Below are 24,651 nucleotides of genomic sequence, written 5' to 3'. Positions count from 1 at the left end.
TTCGGGGAGGCATCAAGCCAACCCGAACAATGGCAATGATTTATGTTTGCCGGGTAGCGCAAGTCGCGCCTGAGACATACATTATTGGACACCGCAAGCGCAAATCGTTGCCCCAAAATCGCTTAAGTTGACGCCCGTGGGGGTCGGGAGGAGGGGGCCGCCGCGGCATGCGGCCAGCCCCGCCGAACCCCCACCCGCGGCGGCTGCCCGCCGGTCACGAAACGGCCGCGCCGCCCTGGACCGCGGGCGCGAAGCACCAGGCACCTCCGTATCGCCGCACACAGAGCAGGACATGACTGATATCCTCACCCGGCTGGCCGGCCTGTCGCCCGAAAAGCAGAGGCTGCTGGCGCTGAAGCTGAAGCTGAACGCCGCCGCGGTCGCGGCGTCCGCCGGCCACGGCGGCGGCGAGCGGCCATCCGAGTTTCCCACGTCGTTCGCGCAGCGGCGGCTGTGGCTGCTGGACCGCCTGGAGCCGGGGAGCACCGCCTACTCCATGCCCCGCGTCTGGCGCATCCCCGGCCCGCTGGACGTGGCGGCGCTGGAGCGTGCCCTGGACGAGCTGGTGCGGCGCCACGAGTCGCTGCGCACGCACCTGGAGGAGCGCGGCGGCGAGCCGGTGCAGGTGGTTGCCCCGCCCGCGCCGTTCCGCCTGGAGGTGACCGACCTTTCCACGCTGGCTCCCGGCGAGGCGGGGGCCGAGCTGCAGCGGCTGGCCCACGCCGACGCCTCCACGCCCTTCCGGCTGGAGGAGGGCCCGCTCTTCCGCGCCTCGCTGGTTCGGCTGGCGGCCCACGAGCACGCCCTGCTCTGGAACCTGCACCACGCGGTCACCGACGGCTGGTCCAGCGGCATCCTGGCGCGCGAGCTGGCGGCGCTGTACCAGGCCTTCTCGCGCGGCGAGCCCTCGCCGCTGGCGCCGCTTCCCCTGCAGTACGGCGACCACGCCCTCCGCGAGCTCGAGCGCCTTTCCGGCGACGCGCTCGCGCGGCTGGTGGGCTTCTGGCGCAACACGCTGGAGGGGGCACCCACGCGGCTGGAGATCGCGCCCGACCGCCCGCGGCCCGCCGTGCGCACCCATCGCGGCGGTGTCGTTGCCGCCTCGCTGGGCGCCGGCCTTCCCGCGCGCGTCGACGCGCTGGCGCGGGCGCACGACGCCACGCCGTTCATGGTGTACCTGGCCGCCTTTCAGCTCCTCCTGGGCCGCTACGCCCGCCAGGACGACGTGCTGGTGGGCACGGCCGTCGCCAACCGCGCCTCGGCCGACGTGGAGGGGATCGTCGGGTTCTTCGTGAACACGCTGGTGCTGCGCGGCGACCTTTCCGGCGATCCCACCTTCGCCGAGCTGCTGGGGCGCGTGCGCGAGGCCACCCTGGGCGCCTTCGACCACCAGGCGCTCCCGTTCGAGAAGCTGGTGGAGGAGCTGAACCCCGAGCGCTCGCTGACCCACGCCCCGCTGGTGCAGGCCGTCATCGTCCTGCACAACCAGCACGGCGTGGGCGGTGGACCGGCGGCGGCGGCTCCGGCGCGGGCGGCGGGGCCCGCGCTGCGGCTGGAGGCGGCGGGGAGCGCCGAGGAGGATGCGCGCTTCGATCTCACCCTGGAGCTGGGCCAGGGGCCCGACGGGGTCCACGCGCGCCTGAGCTACGCCACCGACCTCTTCGAGCGCGGAACGGCCCTGCGGATGCTCGGCCACCTGGCACGGGTGCTGGAGCAGGTCGGCGCGAACGCGGACGTGCGGCTTTCGCGGCTGGAGCTGCTCGGGGATGCGGAGCGCCGGCAGGTGGTGGAGGAGTGGAACCGCACGGAGCGGCCGTACCCGCGGGGCGTCTGCATCCACGAGCTCTTCGACGCGCAGGTGCGGGAGCGGCCGGGTGCCGCGGCGCTGGTCTGGGGCGAGGAGTCGCTGAACTACCGGGAGCTGGATGTGCGGGCCAACCAGCTTGCGAATCACCTCGCCGGCCTGGGCGTGGGCCCCGATGCCCGCGTGGGCGTGCTGCTGGAGCGGAGCGTGGAGCTCGTCGTCTCCATCCTGGCCGTGCTGAAGGCGGGCGGCTGCTACGTGCCGCTGGATCCGGGCTATCCGCCCGAGCGGCTGCGCCTGATGCTCGCCGACAGCAGCGTCCGCGTGCTGCTCACCCGTAGCGACCTGTCGGGGGTGGTGCAGGCCGGCGGCCTGCACGTCGTCCACCTCGACGAGGCTGCGGACGTGCTCGCGTCGGAGCCGACGGACGCTCCGCGGAGCGGGGCGACGCCGGAGAACCTGGCGTACATCGTCTACACCAGCGGCAGCACGGGCAAGCCCAAGGGCGTGATGGTGGCGCACCGCCATGTCGTCCAGCTCGTCGTGGAGACCGACTACGTCCAGATCCACCCGGGCGACCGCGTGGCGCAGGCGTCGAACGCGAGCTTCGACGCGCTGACGTTCGAGGCCTGGGGCGCCTTCCTCAATGGCGCTACGCTCGTCGGAATTCCCCGCGACGTGCTCCTTTCGCCCCCCGCGCTGCGTGAGATGCTGCGCGAGGAGCGGATCACCACGCTCTACCAGACGACCGCGCTGCTGAACCAGCTCTCCCGCGAGCAGCCGGACGTGTTCGCGCCGCTGCGCGACGTGCTCTTCGGCGGGCAGGCGGTGGACGCCGACAGCGTGCGCCGGCTGCTGAAGGCGGGCGGCCCCGAGCGCCTGGTGCACGTGTACGGCCCCACCGAGACGACCGCCTGGTGCTCGTGGGAGCAGGTGGAGCAGGTGGCGGAAGACGCGCTGACGGTGTCCGTGGGCCGCCCCACCGGCAACCAGCGGATCTATCTGCTCGATTCTGCCCTGAACCCGGTGCCGGTGGGTGTGCCCGGCGAGGCGTACGTGGGCGGCGACGGGGTGGTGCGCGGCTACCTGGATCGTCCGGGGCTCACGGCGGAGCGCTTCCTCCCCGATCCGTTCGCCGCGCAGCCGGGTGCGCGGATGTACCGCACGGGCGACCGGCTGCGGTGGAAGGCGGACGGTCGGCTGGAGTTCATCGGCCGGGTGGACGAGCAGGTGAAGGTGCGCGGCTTCCGCATCGAGCCGGGCGAAATCGAGGCGGTGCTCTCGGCGCACGCGGAGGTGCGCGAGGCACGGGTGATCGTGAGCGACGATGCGTCGGGCGAGAAGCGGCTGGTGGCGTACGTCGTCGGGAGCGTGGATGCGGAGGAGCTGCGCGCGCACCTGCGGGAAGGCCTGCCGGAGTACATGGTGCCGGCGGCGTTCGTGGGGCTGGAGCAGCTGCCGCTGACGCCCACGGGCAAGCTGGACGTCGGGGCGCTCCCCGCGCCGGAGTACACGTCGGCCGAGGACGAGTACCTGGCTCCGAGCACGCCGGTGGAGGAGGTGCTGGCGGGGATCTGGGCCCAGGTGCTGCGCCTGGAGCGGGTGGGGGTGAAGGAAAACTTCTTCGAGGTGGGCGGGCACTCGCTGCTCGCCACCCGGGTGGTCTCGCGCGTCCGCGAGGTGTTCGGGGTAGAGGTGCCGCTGCGGGCGCTCTTCGAGGGACCGACGGTGGCGGAGCTGGCCCGGCGCGTGGAGGAGATGCGCCGCGCGGGGCTGCCGGTGCTGCCGCCGGTGGTTCCGGTGGGGCGATCGGGGGCGCTGCCGCTGTCGTTCGCGCAGGAGCGGCTCTGGTTCATCGACAGGCTGGAGCCGGGAAGCGCCGTCTACAACCTCCCCGTGGCACGGCGGCTGGGGGGTGCGCTGGACGAGGCGGCGCTGGAGCGCGCGCTGGGCGAGATCGTCCGCAGGCACGAGGCGCTGCGGACCGTCTTCCGCGAGGTGGACGGCTCGCCCGTGCAGGTGATCGCCCCCTTCGACGCCTTCGTGCTGCCGGTGGAGGACCTGTCGGCGCTGGCCGAGGCCGATCGCGAGGCGGCGGTCGGGCGGCGCGCCGGCGAAGAGGCGCGCCGGACATTCGACCTCGCCGCGGGGCCGCTCTTCCGCGCGGCGCTGCTGCGGCTGGGCGCCGAGGAGCACGTGCTGCTGCTCTCCATGCACCACATCGTCAGCGACGGGTGGAGCATGGGGGTGCTCTTCCGCGAGCTGTGGGCGCTGTACGAGGCGTATCGGGCGGGGCGTGCGTCTCCGCTCCCCGAACTGCCCGTGCAGTACGCCGACTACGCGGTGTGGCAGCGCGAGCAGCTGGCGGGCGAGGTGCTGGACCGCCAGCTGGCGTACTGGCGCGAGCGGCTGGCGGGCGCGCCGGAGCTGCTGGAGCTGCCGTTGGACCGTCCCCGCCCGGCAGCGCAGACGTTCCGGGGCGCGACGGTTCCGCTCCAGCTTTCCCCGGAGCTGCTGGCGCGGCTGCAGGCACTGGGGCAGAGCGAGGGGGCGACGCTCTACATGACGCTGCTGTCCGCCTTCCAGCTGCTGCTGAGCAGGTACGGCGCGGGCGACGACGTGGTGGTGGGGAGCCCCATCGCCGGGCGCACGCGCGGCGAGGTGGAGGAGCTGATCGGCTTCTTCGTCAACACCCTGGTGCTGCGGACGGACCTGTCGGGAAACCCCTCCTTCCGCGAAACCCTGCGGCGGGTGCGCGAGGCGACGCTGGACGCGTACGCGCACCAGGAAGTGCCCTTCGAGAAGCTGGTGGCCGAGCTGCAGCCGGAGCGCTCGCTCAGCCACTCGCCCCTTTTCCAGGTGATGTTCACGCTGGAGGACGCCGGGGGCGCAGGAGGCGCGCTTTCGGGGCCCAGGGCGGGCGGCGCCGGTGCGCAAACGGAGATCGCCAAGTTCGATCTTTCCCTGACGGCCGGGGTGGGCGCCCAGGGGCTGCATGCCGCGCTGAACTACAACACCGACCTGTTCGAGCGGGGCACGGCCGAGCGGATGCTCGGCAACCTGGCACGGGTGCTGGAGCAGGTCGCGGCCGACGCGGACGTGCGGCTTTCGCGGCTGGAGCTGCTCGGCCAAGCGGAGCGCGCGCTGGTGCTGCAGGCGTGGAACCGCACGGAGCGGCCGTACCCGCGGGGCGTGTGCGTCCACGAGCTCTTCGAGGCGCAGGTGCGGGAGCGGCCGGAAGCGGTGGCGCTGGCCTGGGGCGATGAGTCGCTGACCTACCGGGAGCTGGAGGCGCGGGCCAACCAGCTTGCGAATCACCTCGTCGGCCTGGGCGTGGGCCCCGACGCGCGCGTCGGCGTGATGCTGGAGCGGGGGGTGGAGCTCGTCGTCTCGCTGCTGGCCGTGCTGAAGGCGGGCGGCTGCTACGTGCCGCTGGACCCGGAGTATCCGGCCGAGCGGCTGCGCCTGATGCTGGAGGACAGCCGCGTTCGCGTGCTGCTCAGCCGCGGCGGCCTGGCGGGGGAGGTGGAGACCGGCGGCCTGGAGGTGGTTCACCTGGACCGCGCCGCCGGCGCGATCGCGTCGGAATCGGGCGAAGCGCCGCTCAGCCGGGCCACGGCCGAGAACCTGGCCTACATCGTCTACACCAGCGGCAGCACGGGCAAGCCCAAGGGCGTGATGGTGGGCCACCGGCAGGTCGTGCAGCTCGTCGTAGAAACCGACTACGTGCGGCTGCGCCCGGGCGACCGCGTGGCGCAGGCGTCGAACGCCGGCTTCGACGCGCTGACCTTCGAAGTGTGGGGCGCCTTCCTCAACGGGGCCACCCTGGTGGGCATCCCCCAGGACGTGCTCCTTTCCCCCCGCGCCCTTCGCAAGGCGCTGCGCGAGGAGCGCATCACCACGCTCTTCCTGACGACCGCGCTGGTGAACCAGCTCGCCCACGAAGAGCCGGACGTCTTCGCGCCGGTGCGCGAGGTGCTCTTCGGGGGCCAGGCCGTGGACGCCGGCAGCGTGCGGCGGCTGCTGAAGGCGGGGCAGCCCGAGCGGCTGCTGCACATGTACGGGCCCACCGAAACGACCACGTTCTGCCTGTACGAGGAGGTGGAGCAGGTCGCCGACGACGCGCTGAGCGTTCCGCTGGGGCATGCGACGGGAAACCAGCGGGTCTACCTGCTGGACGGTGCCCTGAACCCCGTGCCGCGGGGCGTGCCGGGCGAGGCGTACGTGGGCGGCGGCGGGGTGGCCCGCGGCTACCTGGACCGGCCCGGGCTGACGGCGGAGCGCTTCGTTCCCGACCCGTTCTCCACCGAGCCGGGTGCGCGGATGTACCGCACCGGCGACCGGATGCGCTGGCGTGGGGAGCGAAAGCTGGAGTTCGTGGGGCGCGTGGACGAGCAGGTGAAGATCCGTGGGTTCCGGATCGAGCCGGGAGAGGTGGAGAGCGCGCTGTCCGCGCATGCGGCGGTGCGCGAAGCGCGGGTGGTGGTGCGCGAGGACGTGCCGGGAGAGCCCCGGCTGGTGGCGTACGTGGTGGGAGCGGTGGAGGCGGATGGGCTGCGCGAGCACCTGCGGCGCACCCTGCCGGAGTACATGGTCCCCTCCGCGTTCGTCTTCCTGGAGGCGCTGCCGCTGACGCCCAACGGCAAGGTGGACCGCAAGGCGCTGCCCGCGCCGGAGCTCGGGTCGGCGGAAGAGGCGTACGTCGCGCCGCGGACGCCTACCGAGGAGGTGCTGGCGGGGATCTGGGCCGAGGTGCTGCGCCTGGAGCGGGTGGGGGTGGAGGAAAGCTTCTTCGACCTGGGCGGGCACTCGCTCCTGGGCACGCGGGTGGTTTCGCGGGTGCGGGAGGTGTTCGGCGTGGAGCTCCCGCTGCGCGCCGTCTTCGAGCGGCCGGTCCTCCGCGAGCTCGCGGCCGAGGTCGACGGTCTGCGCGGCACCGGCGGGTCGGCCGGCGCCGGGGCCATCTCCCCCGCCGCGCGCGAGGGCGACCTGCCGGTGACGTTCGCGCAGGAGCGGCTCTGGTTCGTGGACGCGCTGGACCCGGGGAGCCCGGCGTACGCCATGCCGTTCTCGTACCGCATCACCGGCCATTTCGACGACGACGCGCTGCGCCGCGCGCTGGCCGAGCTGGTGCGCCGCCACGAGCCGCTGCGCACGACGCTGCCGGCGGTGGACGGCGTTCCCGTGCAGCGGATCGCCCCGGCCCCGGCGAGTTTCGACCTGCCGGTCACCGACCTGCGGCACCTGCCCCCGGAGGAGCGGCGGGCCGGGGCGGGCCGCCTGACCGCCGAGGCCTCGCGGCACCGCTTCGACCTGGAGCGCGGGCCGCTCTTCCGCGCGTCGCTCGTGCACGTGGCCGACGACGAGCACCTGCTCCTCCTGAACCTGCACCACTCGGTCGGCGACGGATGGTCGTTGGGGGTGCTGCTGGAGGAACTGTCCGCGCTCTACGGCGCCTTTTCGCGCGGCGAAGCGTCGCCGCTGCCCGAGCCCGCGTTGCAGTACGCGGACTACGCGGTCTGGCAGCGCGAGCGGCTGTCCGGCGCCGCGCTGGAGCGGCAGGTGGAGTTCTGGCGGCAGGCGCTGGAGGGCGCTCCGGCGCTGCTGGAGCTGCCGACCGACCGCCCCCGGCCGCCGGCGGAATCGCACCGCGGCGGGGTCGAGCGCATGTTCGTGCCGCCGGCCCTGACCGCCGACGTGCAGGCGCTGGCCCGGCGCGAGGGCGCCACGCTGTTCATGGTTCTTCTCGCCGCGCTGGACGTGGTGCTGGGACGTCTGGCGGGGCAGGAGGACGTCGTGGTGGGGACGCCGATCGCGGGGCGGACGCGGGCGGAGACGGACCGCATGGTGGGGCTGTTCCTGAACTCGCTGGCGCTGCGGACCGACCTCTCGGGCGACCCGTCGTTCCGCGAGCTGCTGGGGCGCGTGCGCGAAAGCACGCTGGACGCGTACGCGCACCAGGATCTCCCCTTCGAGCGGGTGCTGGAAGAGGTGCGTCCGGAGCGCAGCCTGGCGCACGCCCCCGTGTTCCAGGTGATGCTCAACCTCGCCAACTTCCAGGACGAAGGCTTTCAGGCCGAGGGGCTGGAAGTGGGGGGCGCCGAGGCCGGCGCGGGCGGCGAAGCGTCGAGCAAGTTCGACCTCACCCTGTACGTGGGGGAGCGGAACGGCGGCATCGGCGTCAGCCTGGTGTACGCCGCCGACCTGTTCGACGCGCTGCGGATGCGGGAGCTCCTGGCGCAGTTCCAGGGCGTGCTGCGCCAGGCCGCGGCCGCGCCGGAAACACGCGTGGGCGCGCTGTCGCTGGCGACGCGGATGGCGCGCGACGTCCTCCCAGACCCGGCACGGCCCATCGAGGCCGAGCCCTGGCGCGGGGCCGTGCACGAAACGTTCGCCGCCCTCGCGGCGGAATCGCCGGAATCGACGGCGGTCTCCGATGCGTCGGAAACGTGGACGTACGCCGAGCTGGACGCGGCGGCCAACCGCATCGCGCACCGGCTGATCGACTGCGGGGTGAAGCCGGGCGACGTGGTGGCCGTCTACGCCCACCGCTCGGCGGCGCTCGTGCGGGCGATGCTGGGCACGTGGAAGGCCGGCGCGGCGTTCGCCATCCTGGACCCCGCGTATCCGCCCGCCCGCCTGGCGGCGCAGGTCCGCGCTTCGAAACCGCTCGTCATCCTGCTCGTCACCGCTGCCGGCGACGTCCCCAGCGACCTGATCGAGGCACTGGGAGAGAGCGTCAAGGGGGCCATCGTCCTCGGCCCCAAGTCGGACGACCCGGACAGCATCGCGCGCTTCCCGGCCACCGCGCCCGCCGTCACCGTGGGGCCGGACGACCTGGCGTACGTCGCCTTCACCTCGGGGACCACGGGCACGCCGAAGGCCATCGCCGGCACGCACCGGCCGCTGGCGCATTTCTTCGGTTGGTACGCGAAGGAGTTCGGGATCGGCGCGGCGGACCGCGTCTCGCTCCTTTCCGGCCTGGCGCACGACCCGCTGCTGCGCGACGTCTTCGCCCCGCTGGCGGTGGGTGGGAGCATCGCCATCCCCGATCCCGGCCAGATCGGCACGCCGGGGTGGCTGGCGGGGTGGATGCGGGACTTTGGCGTCACCGTCGCCCATCTCACCCCAGCGATGGCGCAGATCGTCGCGTCCTCGGCGGATGCGCACCTCCCCGCGCTGCGTCTCGCCTGCTTCGGCGGCGACGTGCTGCGCGCGGCGGACGTGGAGCGGCTGCGGGCGCTCGCGCCGAACGCGGAGGCCGTCAACTTCTACGGCGCCACCGAGACGCCGCAGGCCATGGGCTTCTTCCGCCTTCCCGCCGACCTGGCATCCGTGGGCCCGGCCGTCCCCCTGGGCCGGGGGATCGAGGGCGTGGACCTGCTGGTGATCACCCCGTCGGGAACGCTGGCGGGAATCGGTGAGCGGGGGGAGATCGCCGTTCGCACCCCGTATCTCTCGCGCGGCTACCTGAACGACGCGGAGCTGACCGCGTGTCGCTTCGTTCCCAATCCGTTGACCGGCCACCCGGCCGACCGCGTGTACCGCACCGGCGACCTGGGCCGCTACCGCCCCGACGGCGCCGTGGAGCCGGTGGGACGCGCCGACCAGCAGGTGAAGGTGCGCGGCTTCCGCGTGGAGCTCGGCGAGGTGGAAAGCGCCCTGGCGTCGCATCCGGCGATCAGGGAGGCCGCCGTGATCGCCCGCGAGGCGGAGGGCGGCGACGGGCGGCTGGTGGCGTACTGGGTTCCCTCGGACGAAGGCGCCGACGCGCCCGATGGCGCCGCGTTCCGGGCGCACCTCAAGGCGCTCGTGCCGGAGTACATGGTGCCGTCCGCCTACGTGCGGCTGGAGCGGCTTCCGCTGACGGCGAACGGCAAGCTGGACCGCCGCGCCCTCCCCGAGCCGGAGGCGCTGGCGGCGGACTCGGCTCCCGCCGCGCCGCGCACGCCGACGGAGGAGATCCTGGCGCAGATCTGGGCCGAGGTCCTCCGTTTGGATTCCGTGGGCGTGAACGAAGACTTCTTCGCGCTCGGCGGGCACTCGCTGCTGGCGACGCGGCTGCTGGCGCGGGTGCAGAACACGCTGGGCGTGGTCCTTCCGCTCCGCGCGGTCTTCGAGGGGCCCACGGTGGCCGAGCTCGCCGTGCGTGTGGAGGAGATGCGCCGCGACGGGCTGCCGGTGCTGGCGCCGGTGGTGCCCGTCGGCCGTGACCGTCCCCTCCCGCTCTCGTTCGCCCAGGAGCGCCTCTGGTTCATGGACCGGCTGGAGGGCGCGAACGCCGCGTACAACATCCCCGCCGCGCTGCGTGTGCGCGGCGTGCTCGACGTGGACGCGCTGGAGCGCAGCCTGGGAGAGATCGTCCGCCGCCACGAGTCGCTGCGGACCGTGTTCCGCGAGGTAAACGGCGGGGCGGTGCAGGTGATCGCCCCCTTCGCCGGCTTCGCCCTCCCCGTCGACGATTTGTCCTCGCTCCCCGAGGCGGATCGCGAGACGGAGGTGCGGCGGCGCGCCCGGGACGATGCGGCGCGTCCGTTCGACCTCGCCCAGGGCCCGCTCTTCCGCGCCGCGCTGCTGCGGGTGGCGGACGAGGAGCACGTCCTGCTGATGTGCATCCACCACATCGTCACGGACGGGTGGAGCAGCGGGGTGCTCTTCCGCGAGCTGAACACGCTGTACGCCGCCTTCGCGCGCGGCCAAGCGTCGCCGCTGGGGGAGCCCGCGCTGCAGTACGCGGACTACGCGGTCTGGCAGCGCGGGCAGCTGGGGGGCGACGCGCTCGACCGCCAGATCGGCTACTGGAAGGAGCGGCTGGCGGGCGCGCCGGCGCTGCTGGAGCTGCCGACGGACCGGCCCCGGCCGCCGGTGCAGTCGCACCGCGGCGCGCGGGAGATGTTCGGCCTGCCGCGCGCGCTGCTCGATGGTCTCCAGGCGCTGGGCCGCGGTGAGGGCGCCACGCTGTACATGGTGATGCTCGCCGCCTTCCAGCTGCTGCTGAGCAAGTACAGCGGGAGCGACGACGTCGTCGTGGGCAGCCCCATCGCGGGGAGGACGACCAAGGAGGTGGAGGAGCTGATCGGCTTCTTCGCCAACACGCTGGTGCTGCGCACCGACCTGGGTGGAGACCCCACCTTCCGCGAGCTGCTGGGGCGCGTGCGCGAGGGGACGCTGGGCGCGTACGAGCACCAGGAGGTGCCCTTCGAGCGGCTGGTGGCCGAGCTGCAGCCGGAGCGGTCGCTGAGCCATTCACCGGTCTTCCAGGTGATGTTCACCCTCCAGAACGCCGACCGCTCCGGCTCCGGCCTGAAGGGGCTGCGGATGGAGGGGATGGGCGGGGAGGTAGAGACCACCCGCTTCGACCTGTCGCTCACCGCCGTGCCGAACGACGACGGCCTCCGCGGCGCGCTGGAGTACAGCACCGCCCTCTTCGACCGCTCCACCGTCCGGCGGATGCTGGAGCACCTGGGGCGGGTGCTGGAGCAGGTCGCGGCGAACGCGGACGTGCGGCTCTCGCGGCTGGAGCTGCTCTCGGCGGAAGAGCGCGGCCTGGTGGTCGAGGCGTGGAACGCGACGGACGCGGAGTACCCGGCCGACGCGTGCCTCCACGAACTGGTCGAGGCGCAGGCGGAGCGCACGCCGAACGCCGTGGCCGTGGTCTTCGAGGATCGCTCGCTCACCTACGCGAAGCTGAACGCGCGGGCCAACCGGCTGGCGCACCACCTCCGCTCGCTGGGCGTGGTTCCCGACGCGCGGGTGGCGGTCTGCGTGGAGCGGAGCGCGGAGATGGTCGTCGCGCTGCTGGCCGTGATGAAGGCGGGCGGTGCGTACGTGCCGCTGGACCCGGGCCACCCGGCCGAGCGGCTGGAGTACATGCTGGCCGACAGCGCGCCCGCGGCGGTGCTGGCGCAGACGCACTTCCGCGATCGGGTCGAGCACACGGGCGTGCCGGTGCTGGAGATGGGCGCCGACAGGCCGGAGTGGGGGGACCACCCCGCGACCGACCCGGCGATCGGGGGTCTGACGCCGGCGCACCTGGCGTACGTGATCTACACCTCCGGCTCCACCGGCCGTCCCAAGGGGGTCGCCGTTCCGCACCGCGGCGTGGTCAACCTCCTCCGCTCCATGCGGGAGACCGTGGCGATGGAGCCCGCGGACCGCCTGCTGGCGGTGACCACGTACGCCTTCGACATCTCGGTGCTGGAGATCTTCCTTCCCCTCCTGCACGGCGCGGCGACGATCGTGCTGCCGCGGGAGCGGGCCGCCGACCCCGCGGCGCTGGCGGAGGCCATCCGGGCGTACGCGCCCACGGTGATGCAGGCCACCCCCGCCACCTGGCGGATGCTGGTGAGCGCGGAGTGGGCGGGCGCGCCGGAGATGCGGGCCCTCTGCGGCGGCGAGGCCCTTCCCGCGGAGCTGGCGTCGGCGGTGCGGAGCCGGGTCGGTGCGTTGTGGAACGTGTACGGGCCCACGGAAACCACCATCTGGTCGACCTCCCAGGCCGTCCGTGGCGATTCCGCCGGCGGTGGGCAGGTGCCGATCGGGCGGCCGGTGGCGAACACGCGCGTCTACGTCCTGGACGCGGCGGGCGAGCCGGTGCCGGTGGGAGTGGCGGGCGAGCTGTACATCGGGGGGGCGGGGGTGGTGCGGGGCTACCTGGGGCGCCCGGAGCTGACGGCGGAGCGCTTCGTGGCCGATCCCTTCAGCCGAGCGCCGGGGGCGCGGATGTACCGCACGGGCGACCTCACGCGGTGGCGCCCTGACGGCACGATCGAGTACCTGGGCCGCACCGACTTCCAGGTGAAGGTGCGCGGCTTCCGCATCGAGCCGGGGGAGATCGAGGCGCGTCTGGCGGAGCACCCGGGCGTGCGCGAGGCGGCGGTGGTGGCGCGCGAGGACCTGCCGGGCGACGTGCGGCTGGTGGCGTACGTGGTCGGCGAGGCCGACGCGGAGGCGCTGCGCGCGCACCTCGCCACGGCGCTCCCGGAGTACATGGTGCCGGCGGCGTACGTGCGGCTCGACGCCTTTCCGCTCACGCCGAACGGCAAGCTCGACCGCAAGGCGCTGCCGGCCCCCGAGGGAGACGCGTACGCGTCCCGGCAGTACGAGGAGCCGGCGGGGAAGATCGAGGTGGCGCTCGCGGAGATCTGGACGGAGCTGCTGCGCGTGGAGCGGGTGGGCCGAAGGGACCACTTCTTCGAGCTGGGCGGCCACTCCCTGCTGGCGTTGCAGGTGGTTTCGCGGGTGCGGGAGGCGATGGAGGTAGAGCTTCCGCTGTCGACCCTGTTCGAGAAGCCCGTGCTCGCGGCGCTCGCCGAAGAGCTCCTGGAGCTGCGGCTCGCCGGGTTCGATCCCAAGACCCTCGCGCGCCTCGCGCCACTCGCGCGCCAGCCCGACGTGCGGGAGGGCCGCGTGCCGCTGTCGTTCAGCCAGCAGCGGCTGTGGTTCCTGGAACAGCTGGGAGACCTGGGCGGCACCTACCACATTTCGCAGCGGCTGCCTCTTCGCGGGGAGCTGGACCGGGCGGCGCTGGTGCGCGCGCTGGACCGCATCGTGGCGCGGCACGAGGCGCTGCGCACCACGTTCGCGCAGGTGGACGGGGTTCCGGAGCAGCGGATCGGGCCGGCGGACACCGGGTTCCGGCTCGAAGAGCACGACCTGGGCGGGCAGGCGAACGCGCAGGCGGAGCTCGGCCGGCTGCTGGCCGAGGAGGCGCGTGCGCCTTTCGACCTGGAGCGGGGGCCGCTCATCCGCGGCCGGCTGATCCGCGTAGCCCCCGACCATCACGTCCTGGCGGTGACGATGCACCACATCGTCAGCGACGCCTGGTCGATGGAACTGTTCACCCAGGAGCTGGGGGCGCTCTACGGCGCGTTCCGCAGCGGCGAGCCCGATCCGCTACCGCCGCTGCCGGTGCAGTACGCGGACTATGCCGCGTGGCAGCGGAAGTGGGTGGAGGGAGACGTTCTCCAGGCGCAGGCGGAGTACTGGACGGAGACGCTCGCCGGCGCGCCGGAGCTGCTGGAGCTGCCCACCGACCATCCGCGTCCGGTGCAGATGGACCACGTGGGGGGGCGCCTCGCGGTGGAGCTGGACGAGGCGCTGACGGCCGGCCTGAAGGCGCTGGGCCAGCGCCACGGTGCCACCCTCTTCATGACCGTGCTGGCGGGCTGGGCCACGGTGCTCGGCCGGCTGTCGCGGCAGGAGGACGTGGTCGTCGGCACCCCCACCGCCAGCCGCGGCCGCATCGAGATCGAGGGGCTGATCGGCTTTTTCGTGAACACGCTGGCGCTGCGCGTGGATCTCGCCGGCTCCCCCTCCGTCGCGGAAGCGCTGAAACGGGTGAGGGAGCGGGCGCTGGGCGCGCAGCAGAACCAGGACATCCCCTTCGAGCAGGTGGTGGAGCTGGTGCAGCCGTCGCGCAGCATGGCGCACAGCCCGCTCTTCCAGGTGATGTTCGGGTGGCAGAGCGCCCCGCGCGGCGGGCTGGAGCTGCCGGGGCTCACGCTGGAATCGGGCTCGGCGGGGGCGGCGGGATCGGCGGGATCGGCGGGGTCGGCGTCGGAAGCGGCCGCATCGGCGGGGGCCGCGTCGGAAGCGGCGGCGAAGTTCGACCTGTCGCTCGACCTGGCCGAGCGGGGCGGGCGCATCGCGGGAAGCGTGACGTACGCGGCCTCGCTCTTCGAACACGCGACGGTGGAGCGCTGGGCCGTCTACCTGCGCCGGGTGCTGGAGGCGATGGTGGCGGACGAGCGGCAGCCGGTGGACCGCCTGCCGCTGCTTCCCGAACACGAGCGCCGGCAGGTGGTGGAGGAGTGGAACGCGACGGACGCGGAGTACCCGGCCGACGCCTGCCTCCACGAGCTGTTCGAGGCGCAGGCGGAGCGCACCCCCGACGCGGTGGCCGTGGTCTTCGAAGATCGCTCGCTCACCTACGCGGAGCTGAACCGGCGGGCGAACCGGCTGGCGCACCACCTCCGGGGGCGGGGTGTCGGTCCCGACGTGCGGGTGGGGATCTGCGTGGAGCGCTCCCCGGAGATGGTGGTGGGCCTTCTCGCCGTCCTGAAGGCGGGCGGCGCCTACGTGCCGCTCGACCCCTCGTATCCGGCGGAGCGGCTGGAGTACATGCTGGCCGACAGCGCCCCCGCGGCCGTGCTCACGCAGCGCTCGCTGCACGGCGTGGAGGCGCTGTTCGCGGGGATCGAGGCGCCGGTGATCGACCTGGCGGGCGCGGAGTGGGGGGACCACCCCGCGACGAACCCGGAGCGTGGCGCGCTCACGTCCGGGCACCTGGCGTACGTGATCTACACCTCCGGAAGCACCGGCCGTCCCAAGGGGGTCGCCGTTCCGCATCGCGGCGTGGTGAACCACCACCGCGCGTTCCGCCAGATCGTGGGGATGGAGGCGGCGGACCGGGTGCTGGCGGTCACCACGTACGCCTTCGACCCCTCGGTGCTGGAGATCTTCCTCCCCCTCTTCCACGGTGCGCGGATCATCGTGCTGCCGCGGGAGCGGAGCGCCGACCCGGTGGCGCTGGCCGAGGCGATCCGGGCGTACGCGCCCACGGTGATGCAGGCCACGCCGGTCACCTGGCGGATGCTGGTGCAGGCGGGGTGGGAAGGCGCGCCGGACGTTCGGGCACTCTGCGGCGGCGAAGCGCTCCCGGCGGAGCTGGCGTCGGCGCTGCGGAGCCGGGTCGGCACCCTCTGGAACGTGTACGGGCCCACGGAAACCACCATCTGGTCCACCACCCAGCGGGTCGGTGGCGATATCGCCGGGGGGCAGGTGCCGGTGGGGCGGCCGCTGGCGAACGCGCGCCTCTACGTCCTGGACGCGGCGGGCGAGCCGGTGCCGGTGGGGGTGGCGGGCGAGCTGTACATCGGGGGTGCGGGGGTGGTGCGGGGCTACCTGGGGCGCCCGGAGCTGACGGCGGAGCGCTTCGTGGCCGATCCCTTCAGCCGAGTGCCGGGGGCGCGGATGTACCGCACGGGCGACCTCACGCGGTGGCGCCCGGACGGCACGATCGAGTACCTGGGCCGCACCGACTTCCAGGTGAAGGTGCGCGGCTTCCGCATCGAGCTGGGGGAGATCGAGGCGCGCCTGGCCGAGCACCCGGGCGTGCGCGAGGCGGCGGTGGTGGCGCGCGAGGACCTGCCGGGCGACGTGCGGCTGGTGGCGTACGTCGTCGGCGAGGCGGACGCGGAGTCGCTGCGCGCGCACCTCGCCGCCGCGCTCCCGGAGTACATGGTGCCGGCGGCGTACGTGCGGATGGAGGCCTTCCCGCTCACCCCCACCGGCAAGCTGGACCGCAAGGCGCTGCCGGCCCCGGAGGGAGACGCGTACGCGTCCCGGGAGTACGAGGAGCCGGAGGGGAAGATCGAGGTGGCGCTCGCGGAGATCTGGACGGAGCTGCTGCGCGTGGAGCGGGTGGGCCGGAGGGACCACTTCTTCGAGCTGGGCGGCCACTCGCTGCTGGCGCTGCGGGTGGTTTCGCGGGTGCGGCAGTCGATGGAGGTAGAGCTTCCGCTGGCGGCCGTGTTCGAGAAGCCCGTGCTCGCGGCCCTCGCCGAACACGTCCTGGAGCTGCGGCTCGCCCGGTTCGATCCCGAAACCCTCGCACGGCTCGCGCATCTCGTCCGCCAGGCCGGCGCGGAGACGGAGGAGCCGGAGTGAGAACGTCCAGCCGCACGGAGGCGGCGGAGCCGGGCGAGCCGTGCGTGCACGCGCTCTTCGAAGCGCAGGCGGCGCGCGCGCCCGGCGCGGAGGCGGTGGTCCTCGGGGGGGAGCGCCTCACCTACGCCCAGCTGAACGCGGCGGCCAACCGGCTGGCGCGGCGTCTTCGCGCGGCTGGCGTGGGCCCCGAGGGGCGCGTGGGGGTGATGCTGGAGCGCTCCGCCGAGCTGGTGGTGGCGCTGCTGGCGGTGCTCAAGGCCGGGGGCGCGTACCTGCCGCTGGACCCGGCGCTCCCGCCGGCCCGCCGCGCCGGGCTGCTGGCCGACGCGGGCGCCGCCGTGCTGGTGACGCGCGCCCCGGGGCTCGAAGGCTTCGCCGGCACGGTGGTCTCCCCCGCGGAGGCGGAGGGGGAGGACGGCGGCGACCTGGCGCTCGACGTCCCCGCTGGCGCGCTGGCGTACGTCATCTACACCTCGGGCTCCACCGGCACGCCCAAGGGCGTGGGCGTGGCCCATGCCGAGGCGGCCGCGCACTGCCGCGCGGCCGCGGCGGTGTACGGCCTCACCCCCGCCGACCGGGTGATGCAGTTCGCGGCGGCCGGGTTCGACGTGTCGCTGGAGCAGCTGCTGGCGCCTCTCTTGGCCGGCGCCTGCGTGGTGATGCGGGGGAACGAGGTCCCCACGCCGCTGGAGCTGGGGCGGCAGGCGGCTGAGCAGGGGCTTACGGTCATCAATCCCCCGACGGCGTACTGGCACCAGCTCGTGGCCGACGCGGACGCGCTGGAGCTGCTCGCCCGCAGCGTGCGCCTGGTGATCGCCGGGGGCGAGGCGATGAGCCCGGCGGCGGCGCGCGGCTGGGCGGCCGGACCCGCGGCCGGCGTGCGGCTGCTGAACGGCTACGGGCCGACGGAGGCGGTGGTCACCTGCACGGCGTACGACGTGGCGCCCACGCTGCCGGCGGGAGCGGTGCACGTGCCCGTGGGGCGGCCCCTTCCCGGGCGCGCGGCGTACGTGCTGGACGGGGGGATGCACCCGGTCCCGCCGGGCGTGCCCGGCGAGCTGTGCATCGGCGGAACGCTGGCGCGCGGCTACCTGGGGCGCCCGGCGGCGACCGCGCAGGCGTTCGTCCCCGACCCGTTTGCCGGCACGCCCGGCGCGCGGATGTACCGCACCGGCGACCGTGTTCGCTGGCTGGCCGGGGGCGAGCTGGAGTACCTGGGCCGCACCGACCACCAGGTGAAGGTGCGCGGCTACCGCATCGAGCCGGGCGAGATCGAGGCGCGGCTGGCGGACCACGCGGGCGTGCGCGCTCCGGTCGTCCTGGTGCGCGAGGACGCGGCCGGCGACCGGCGGCTGGTTGCGTACTACCTGGCGGATGAGCCGGTTGCCGTCGCCGCGCTGAAGTCGCATCTCGCCCCTTCGCTGCCGGGGTACATGGTGCCGGCGGCGTACGTGTGGATGCAGGCGTATCCGCTCACGCCCAACGGCAAGGTGAACCGCGCCGCGCTCCCCGCCCCGGAGGCCGGCGCGTACGGGGCCCGGGAGTACGAGGCCCCGGTGGGCGAGACGGAGCAGGCGGTGGCCGCGATCTGGGCCGAGGTGCTGGGCGTGGAGCGGGTGGGCCGCGGGGACGACTTCTTCGACCTGGCCGGACACTCGCTCGTGGCGGTGCGCGTGTGCTCGCGCGTCCGGCAGGCGCTGGGCGTGGAGGCCGTGCCGCGCGACCTGTTCGAGCGGCCCGTGCTGGCGGACTTCGCGCGCGGGCTGGAGAGCGCCGCGCGTGCCGAGGCGACCCCCATCGCGCCGGTGGAGCGCTCCGGCCCGCTCCCGCTCTCGTTCGCGCAGCGGGGGCTGTGGTTCATGGAGCAGCTGGGGAACCTGGGCAGCACCTACCACATCTCCCTGCGCCTGCGGCTGCGGGGCGGCCTCGACCGCGGTCCGCTGGCGCGGGCGCTGGACCGCATCGTCGCGCGGCACGAGGCGCTGCGAACGACCTTCCACGCGGTGGACGGCGAGCCGGTGCAGCGCATCGCCCCGGTGGAGGAGAGCGCGTTCCGGCTGGTGGAGCACGATCTCCGTTCCTCGGCAAACGCGGAGCACGAACTGCGGCGCCTCGCGGACGACGAGGCGGACGCGCCCTTCGACCTGGCGCGCGGGCCGCTGATCCGCGGGCGCCTGGTGCGGATGGCGGCCGACGACCACGTGCTGCTGCTGACGATGCACCACATCGTCTCCGACGGCTGGTCGCTGGGCGTGCTCTTCCGCGAGCTGGCCGCGCTGTACGCCGCCTTCGCGCGCGGCGAGCCCGATCCGCTCCCGCCGCTGCCGGTGCAGTACGCCGACTACGCCGCGTGGCACCGCCGCTGGGTGGAGGGCGAGGTCCTGCGGCGGCAGGGGGACTACTGGCGCGCGACGCTGGCGGGCGCCCCCGAGCTGCTGGAGCTTCCGGCCGACCACGCACGCCCGGCGCGGCAGGACTTCGCGGGTGCGTCGCTGAAGGTGGAGCTGGGCGAGGCGCTGACCGCGGCGCTGAAGTCGCTGGGGCAGCGGCACGGAGCCACCCTGTACATGACGCTGCTGGCCGGGTGGGCGGCCGTGCTCGCGCGGCTGTCGGGGCAGGACGAGGTCGTCGTCGGCACCCCGAGCGCCAACCGGGGGCGGAGCGAGATCGAGGGGCTGATCGGCTTCTTCGTCAACACGCTGCCGGTGCGGGTGGACCTTTCCGGCGCGCCGACGGTGGCGGAGGCGCTGGGGCGCGTGAAGGCGCGGGCGCTGGAGGCGCAGCAGAACCAGGACATCCCCTTCGAGCAGGTGGTGGAGCTGGTGCAGCCGGCGCGGAGCCTGGCGCACAGCCCGCTCTTCCAGGTGATGTTCGCCTGGCAGAACGCGCCCGCGAGCCGCCTGGAGCTGCCGGGGCTGACGCTGTCGCCCGCGGACGCCGGGGCGGGCGCCACGGCCAAGTTCGACCTGCTGCTGTCGCTGTCGGAGGAGGACGGCCGGATCGCCGGCGAGCTGGAGTACGCCACCTCGCTCTTCGACCAGGCGACGGTGGAGCGCTGGCTGGGCTACCTGCGCCGGATGCTGGAGGAGATGGCGGCGGACGATGGCTTGGGCATCGACCGTCTGCCGATGCTCGCCGAGGCCGAGCGCCGGCGGGTGCTGCGGGAGTTCAACGACACGCGGCGGGAGTTCCCGCGCGACGCGTGCGTCCACGAGCTGTTCGAAGGCCAGGTGGTGCGCACGCCGGGCGCGGTGGCGGTGGTGTTCGACAGCCAGCAGGTGACGTACGCCGAGCTGAACGCGCGGGCCAACCGGCTGGCCCACCACCTCCGCGCGCGCGGCGTGGGCCCCGACGCGCGGGTGGGGATCTGCGTGGAACGCAGCGTGGAGATGGTGGTGGGGCTGCTGGCCATCCTCAAGGCCGGCGGTGCCTACGTGCCGCTCGACGCCGGCTACCCGGTGGCCCGGCTTCGCGACATGCTCGAGGACAGCGCCCCGGCCGTCCTCCTGACGCACCCGCCGCTGGCCGCCACCGCCGCCACGCTGTCGGCGGGGTTCGCCCTCCCGGTGCTCGATCTCACCGCTGATAAGGCGTGGGCGCACCGGCCGGAGACGAACCCCGATCGGGACGGGGTGGGGCCGGGGAACCTGGCGCACGTGCTGTTCACCTCGGGCTCCACCGGGCGCCCCAAGGGGGTGATGCTGGAGCACGGCAGCCTGGTGAACCGGCTGGCGTGGATGCAGGACCGCTACGGGATGGAGGCGCACGAGGCGCTCCTGCAGAAGACGCCGTTCTCCTTCGACGTCTCGTTCTGGGAGTTCTTCTGGCCGCTGATGGTGGGTGCCCGGCTGGTGATGGCGCGCCCCGGCGGCCATCGCGACCCGGCGTACCTGGTGGAGGCGATCCGCCGCGAGGGGATCACCGTGGCGCACTTCGTCCCCTCGATGCTGCAGCTCTTCCTGGAGCACCCGGATGCCGGACGCTGCACGGGGCTGCTGCGCGTGGCGGTGAGCGGCGAGGCGGTTTCCGCGGCGCTGGCGCGGCAGTTCCACGAGCGGCTTCCCGGCGTGGGGCTGTTCAACCAGTACGGGCCGACGGAATCCGGCGAGGTGACCGAGTGGGCGTGCGCCCCCGGCGCGGCGCGCGTTTCCATCGGCCGGGCGATCCACAACTCGGCGGTCTACGTGCTGGACCGCACGGGCGAGCCGGTGCCCGTGGGGGTGGCCGGCGAGCTGTTCATCGGCGGGGTGGCGGTAGCGCGCGGCTACCTGGGCCGGCCGCGGCTGACGGCGGAGCGGTTCGTTCCCGACCCCTTCGGCGAGCCGGGCGCGCGGATGTACCGCAGCGGCGACCTGTGCCGGTGGCTCGCCGATGGAACGGTGGAGTACCTGGGGCGGAGCGACTTCCAGGTGAAGGTGCGGGGCTTCCGGGTGGAGCTGGGCGAGATCGAGGCACGGCTCGCCGCGCACCCCGGCGTGCGCGAGGCGGTGGTGCTCGCGCTGGACGACGGCTCCGGCGGGAAGCGGCTGGTGGCGTACTTCGCGGGCGAGGCGCTGGAAAGCGAGGCGCTCCGTTCACACCTGTCCGCCCAGCTGCCGGAGTACATGGTTCCCGCGGCGTTCGTGCGGCTGGACGCGTTTCCCGTCACCCCCAACGGCAAGCTGGACCGCCGGGCGCTCCCCGCGCCCGACGCGGACGCGTTCGCCGCGCGTGCGTACGAGGGGCCCGCGGGCGAGGCGGAGATCGTGCTGGCCGGGATCTGGTCGGAGCTGCTGGGGGTGGAGCGGGTGGGCCGGGGCGACCACTTCTTCGCGCTGGGCGGGCACTCGCTGCTGGCGGTGCGCGTCGTCTCGCGCGTGCGGCAGGCGCTGGGGGTGCAGGCGGAGGTCGGCGACCTGTTCGTGCGGCCGGTGCTCGCGGACTTCGCGCGGGGGCTGGCGGCGGGCGCGCGGGCCGAGGCGCCGTCGATCACGCCCGTGGACCGGACCGCGCCCATCCCCCTCTCGTTCGCCCAGCAGCGGCTGTGGTTCATGGAGCGGCTGGGCGACCTGGGCGCCACGTACCACATCGCCTCGCGCCTGCGGTTGAAGGGCGAGCTGGACCGGGATGCGCTGGCGCGCGCGCTGGACGGGATCGTGGCCCGCCACGAGGTGCTGCGCACCACCTTCGCGGAGGTGGACGGCGTCCCCGAGCAGCGGATCGCGCCGGCGGAGGCGAGCGGGTTCACGCTGGCCGAACACGACCTGGGCGGGGCGGAGCTGCACCGGGTGCTGGCCGAGGCGACGCGTGCGCCCTTCGACCTGGAACGCGGGCCGCTCATCCGCGGGCGCCTGGTCCGGCTGGCCGCCGACGACCACGTGCTGCTCATCACCATGCACCACATCGTCAGCGACGGCTGGTCGATGGGGGTGCTCTTCAACGAGCTTTCCGAGCTCTACGCCGCCCACGTCCAGGGCAGGGAGGCGAACCTTCCCGCGCTGCCGGTGCAGTACGCGGACTACGCCGCGTGGGAGCGGGAGTGGATCGAGGGCGAGCTGCTGGAGCGGCAGGCGAGCTACTGGGAGCGGGCGCTGGCGGGTGCCCCCGAGCTGCTGGAGCTGCCGGCGGACCGTGTGCGGCCGCGGAAGCAGGACTGGACCGGCGCGTCGGTGAACGTGGAGCTGGACGAGGAGCTTGCCGCGGCGCTGAAGGCGCTCTCGCGCCGCCACGGCGCGACCCTGTTCATGACGCTGCTCGCCGGCTGGGCGACGGTGCTCGCCCGGCTCTCGGGACAGGACGACGTGGTGATCGGCACCCCGTCGGCGAACCGCGGCCACGCCGAGGTGGAGGCGCTGATCGGCTTCTTCGTGAACATGCTCCCCCTGCGCGTGGACCTCTCCGACGGGCCGGGGGTGGGCGAGCTGCTGCAGCGGGTGAAGACGCATGCGGTGGAGGCGCAGCGGAACCAGGACATCCCCTTCGAGCGGGTGGTGGAGCGGGTGCGGCCCGCGCGCAGCCTGGCGTACAGCCCGCTCTTCCAGGTGATGTTCGCCTGGCAGAACGCGCCGGGCGGCACGCTGGCGATGCCGGGGCTCACCGTGGGCGCCGCGGGGGTGGCCGCCGACGACACGGCCAAGTTCGACCTGTCGCTGGCGCTCTGGGAGGACGGCGGGCGGATCGCCGGCGTGCTGAACTACGCGGCCGCGCTCTTCGACCCCGCGACGGTGGAGCGCCACGCGGGCTACCTGCGGCGGGTGCTGGAGGAGATGGCCGCCGACGACACGCAGCCCGCGAACCGGCTGGAGCTGCTTCCCGCCGAGGAGCGCGCGCGGGTGGTGGTGGAGTGGAACCGCAGGGAGGCGCCGTATCCGCGCGAGTGCATCCACGCGCTCTTCGAGGCCCAGGCGCGGCGGACGCCGGCCGCCGTGGCCGTGGAATACGAGGACCGCGCGCTGGCGTACGGCGAGCTGAACGCGCGGGCCAACCGGCTGGCGCACCACCTCCACGCGCTGGGCGTGGGTCCCGACGCCCGGGTGGCGCTCTGCGTGGAGCGCCGGGTGGAGATGGTCGTGGCGATGCTGGCCGTGCTCAAGGCCGGCGGAGCGTACGTGCCGCTGGATCCCTCGTACCCCGACGAGCGGCTGCGCTACATGCTGGCCGACAGCCGTCCGGCGGTGCTGCTGGCGTCGCGGCAGGCGGCGTGGTTCGCGGCGGCGGGCGTGCCGGTGCTCGACCCCGCGGACGAGGCGGCGTGGGCGCATCTTCCCGCCACCGATCCGCGGCCCGCGGGGCTCTCGCCCGACCACCTCTGCTACGTCATCTACACCTCGGGGAGCACCGGGCGTCCCAAGGGCGTCACGGTGCCGCACCGCGGCGCGGCGAGCCTGCTGGCCGACGTCCAGCACCGCGCGCCCATCGGCGAGGGGGACGGGTGCAGCCTGTGGACCAGCACCAGTTTCGACGTTTCGGTCTACGAGATCTTTTCCGCGCTGCTGGCCGGCGGGCGGCTCTGCATCCCGCGCGACGAGGTGCGGCTGGAGGCGGGCGCCTTCCTCGGCTGGATGGAGGCGCGCGAGGTCCGCAGCGCCTACCTGCCCCCGTACTTCCTTGCCGAGCTGCGCGAGCGCGTTTCCCGGTCGCCCGGGCGCACCCGGCTGCGCCGCCTGCTGGTGGGGGTGGAGCCCATCGCCGAGCCGCTGCTGGCGGAGATCCGGCGGAGTGTCCCCGGGCTGCGGATCGTCAACGGCTACGGGCCTACCGAGACCACCATCTGTGCCACCCTCCACGACGTGCCCCACACGGCGCGTGGCGAGCGGGTGACGCCGATCGGCGCGCCGGCGGCCAACACCCGCGTCTTCGTGCTCGACGCGCGGATGCGGCCGGTGCCGATCGGCGTCGCCGGCGAGCTGTACGTGGGCGGCGCCGGGGTGGCGCGCGGATACCTGGACCGCCCCGCGCTGACCGCGGAGCGCTTCGTTCCCGACCCGCTCTCGGGCGAGCCGGGCGCGCGGCTGTACCGCACCGGCGACCTGGGCCGGTGGCTGCCGGAGGGGGCGCTGGCGTTCGCCGGCCGCACCGACGCGCAGGTGAAGGTGCGCGGCTACCGCGTGGAGCCCGGCGAGATCGAGGCGCGGCTGGTGGAGCACCCGGCGGTGCGCGAGGCCGTCGTCGTGGCGCGAGAGGACTCGGCGGGCGACCGGCGGCTGGTGGCGTACTACCTGGCGGACGAGCCGGTTGCCGTACAGGCGCTGAAGGCGCACGTCGCCGAGCGCCTCCCGGAGCACATGGTGCCGGCGGCGTGCGTGTGGATGCAGGCGTATCCGCGGACGCCGAGCGGAAAGACCGACCGCGCGGCGCTCCCCGCGCCGGGGAGCGACGCGTACGCCACGCGCGGGTACGAGGCGCCCGCCGGCGAGACGGAGGAGGCGCTGGCGGAGATCTGGGCCGACCTCCTGGGCGTGGAGCGGGTGGGCCGCCACGACGACTTCTTCCAGCTGGGCGGGCACTCGCTGCTGGCCACCCGGCTCGTGTTCCGGATCCGCCGCGAGATGGACGTGGAGATCTCCGTCAGCGACGTCTTCGAGAAGCCCGGGCTTTCCCTGCTGGCCCAGCAGCTCCTCGACGCACAGCTGGCCCAGTTCGATCCGGACCAGATCGAAGAGATGCTCGCGCTGGCCCGCGCCGCCGCCGCGGGATGA

2 protein-coding genes are annotated in these 24,651 nt (G+C 74.1%); both read left to right on the top strand.

The features are described from left to right. The first annotated feature begins 292 nt into the window (after positions 1 to 292). Positions 293 to 16,474 (top strand): non-ribosomal peptide synthase/polyketide synthase, encoded by a 16,182-nt coding sequence (locus tag VGB24_RS07345; RefSeq protein ID WP_331072292.1) that lies wholly within the window; start codon positions 293 to 295, stop codon positions 16,472 to 16,474. Continuing rightward, positions 16,471 to 24,651 carry an amino acid adenylation domain-containing protein gene (locus VGB24_RS07340; protein ID WP_331072291.1) on the top strand — a complete coding sequence of 2,727 codons (8,181 nt, stop codon included), beginning with the start codon at positions 16,471 to 16,473 and terminating at the stop codon, positions 24,649 to 24,651. The genes VGB24_RS07345 and VGB24_RS07340 overlap by 4 nt, the downstream gene beginning before the upstream one ends.

Source organism: Longimicrobium sp. (genome assembly GCF_036399935.1).
In the GTDB taxonomy this organism is placed as follows: Bacteria; Gemmatimonadota; Gemmatimonadetes; order Longimicrobiales; family Longimicrobiaceae; genus Longimicrobium.
Note: the sequence above shows the minus strand (reverse complement) of the source record. Positions and strands in the feature narration are given on the sequence as shown.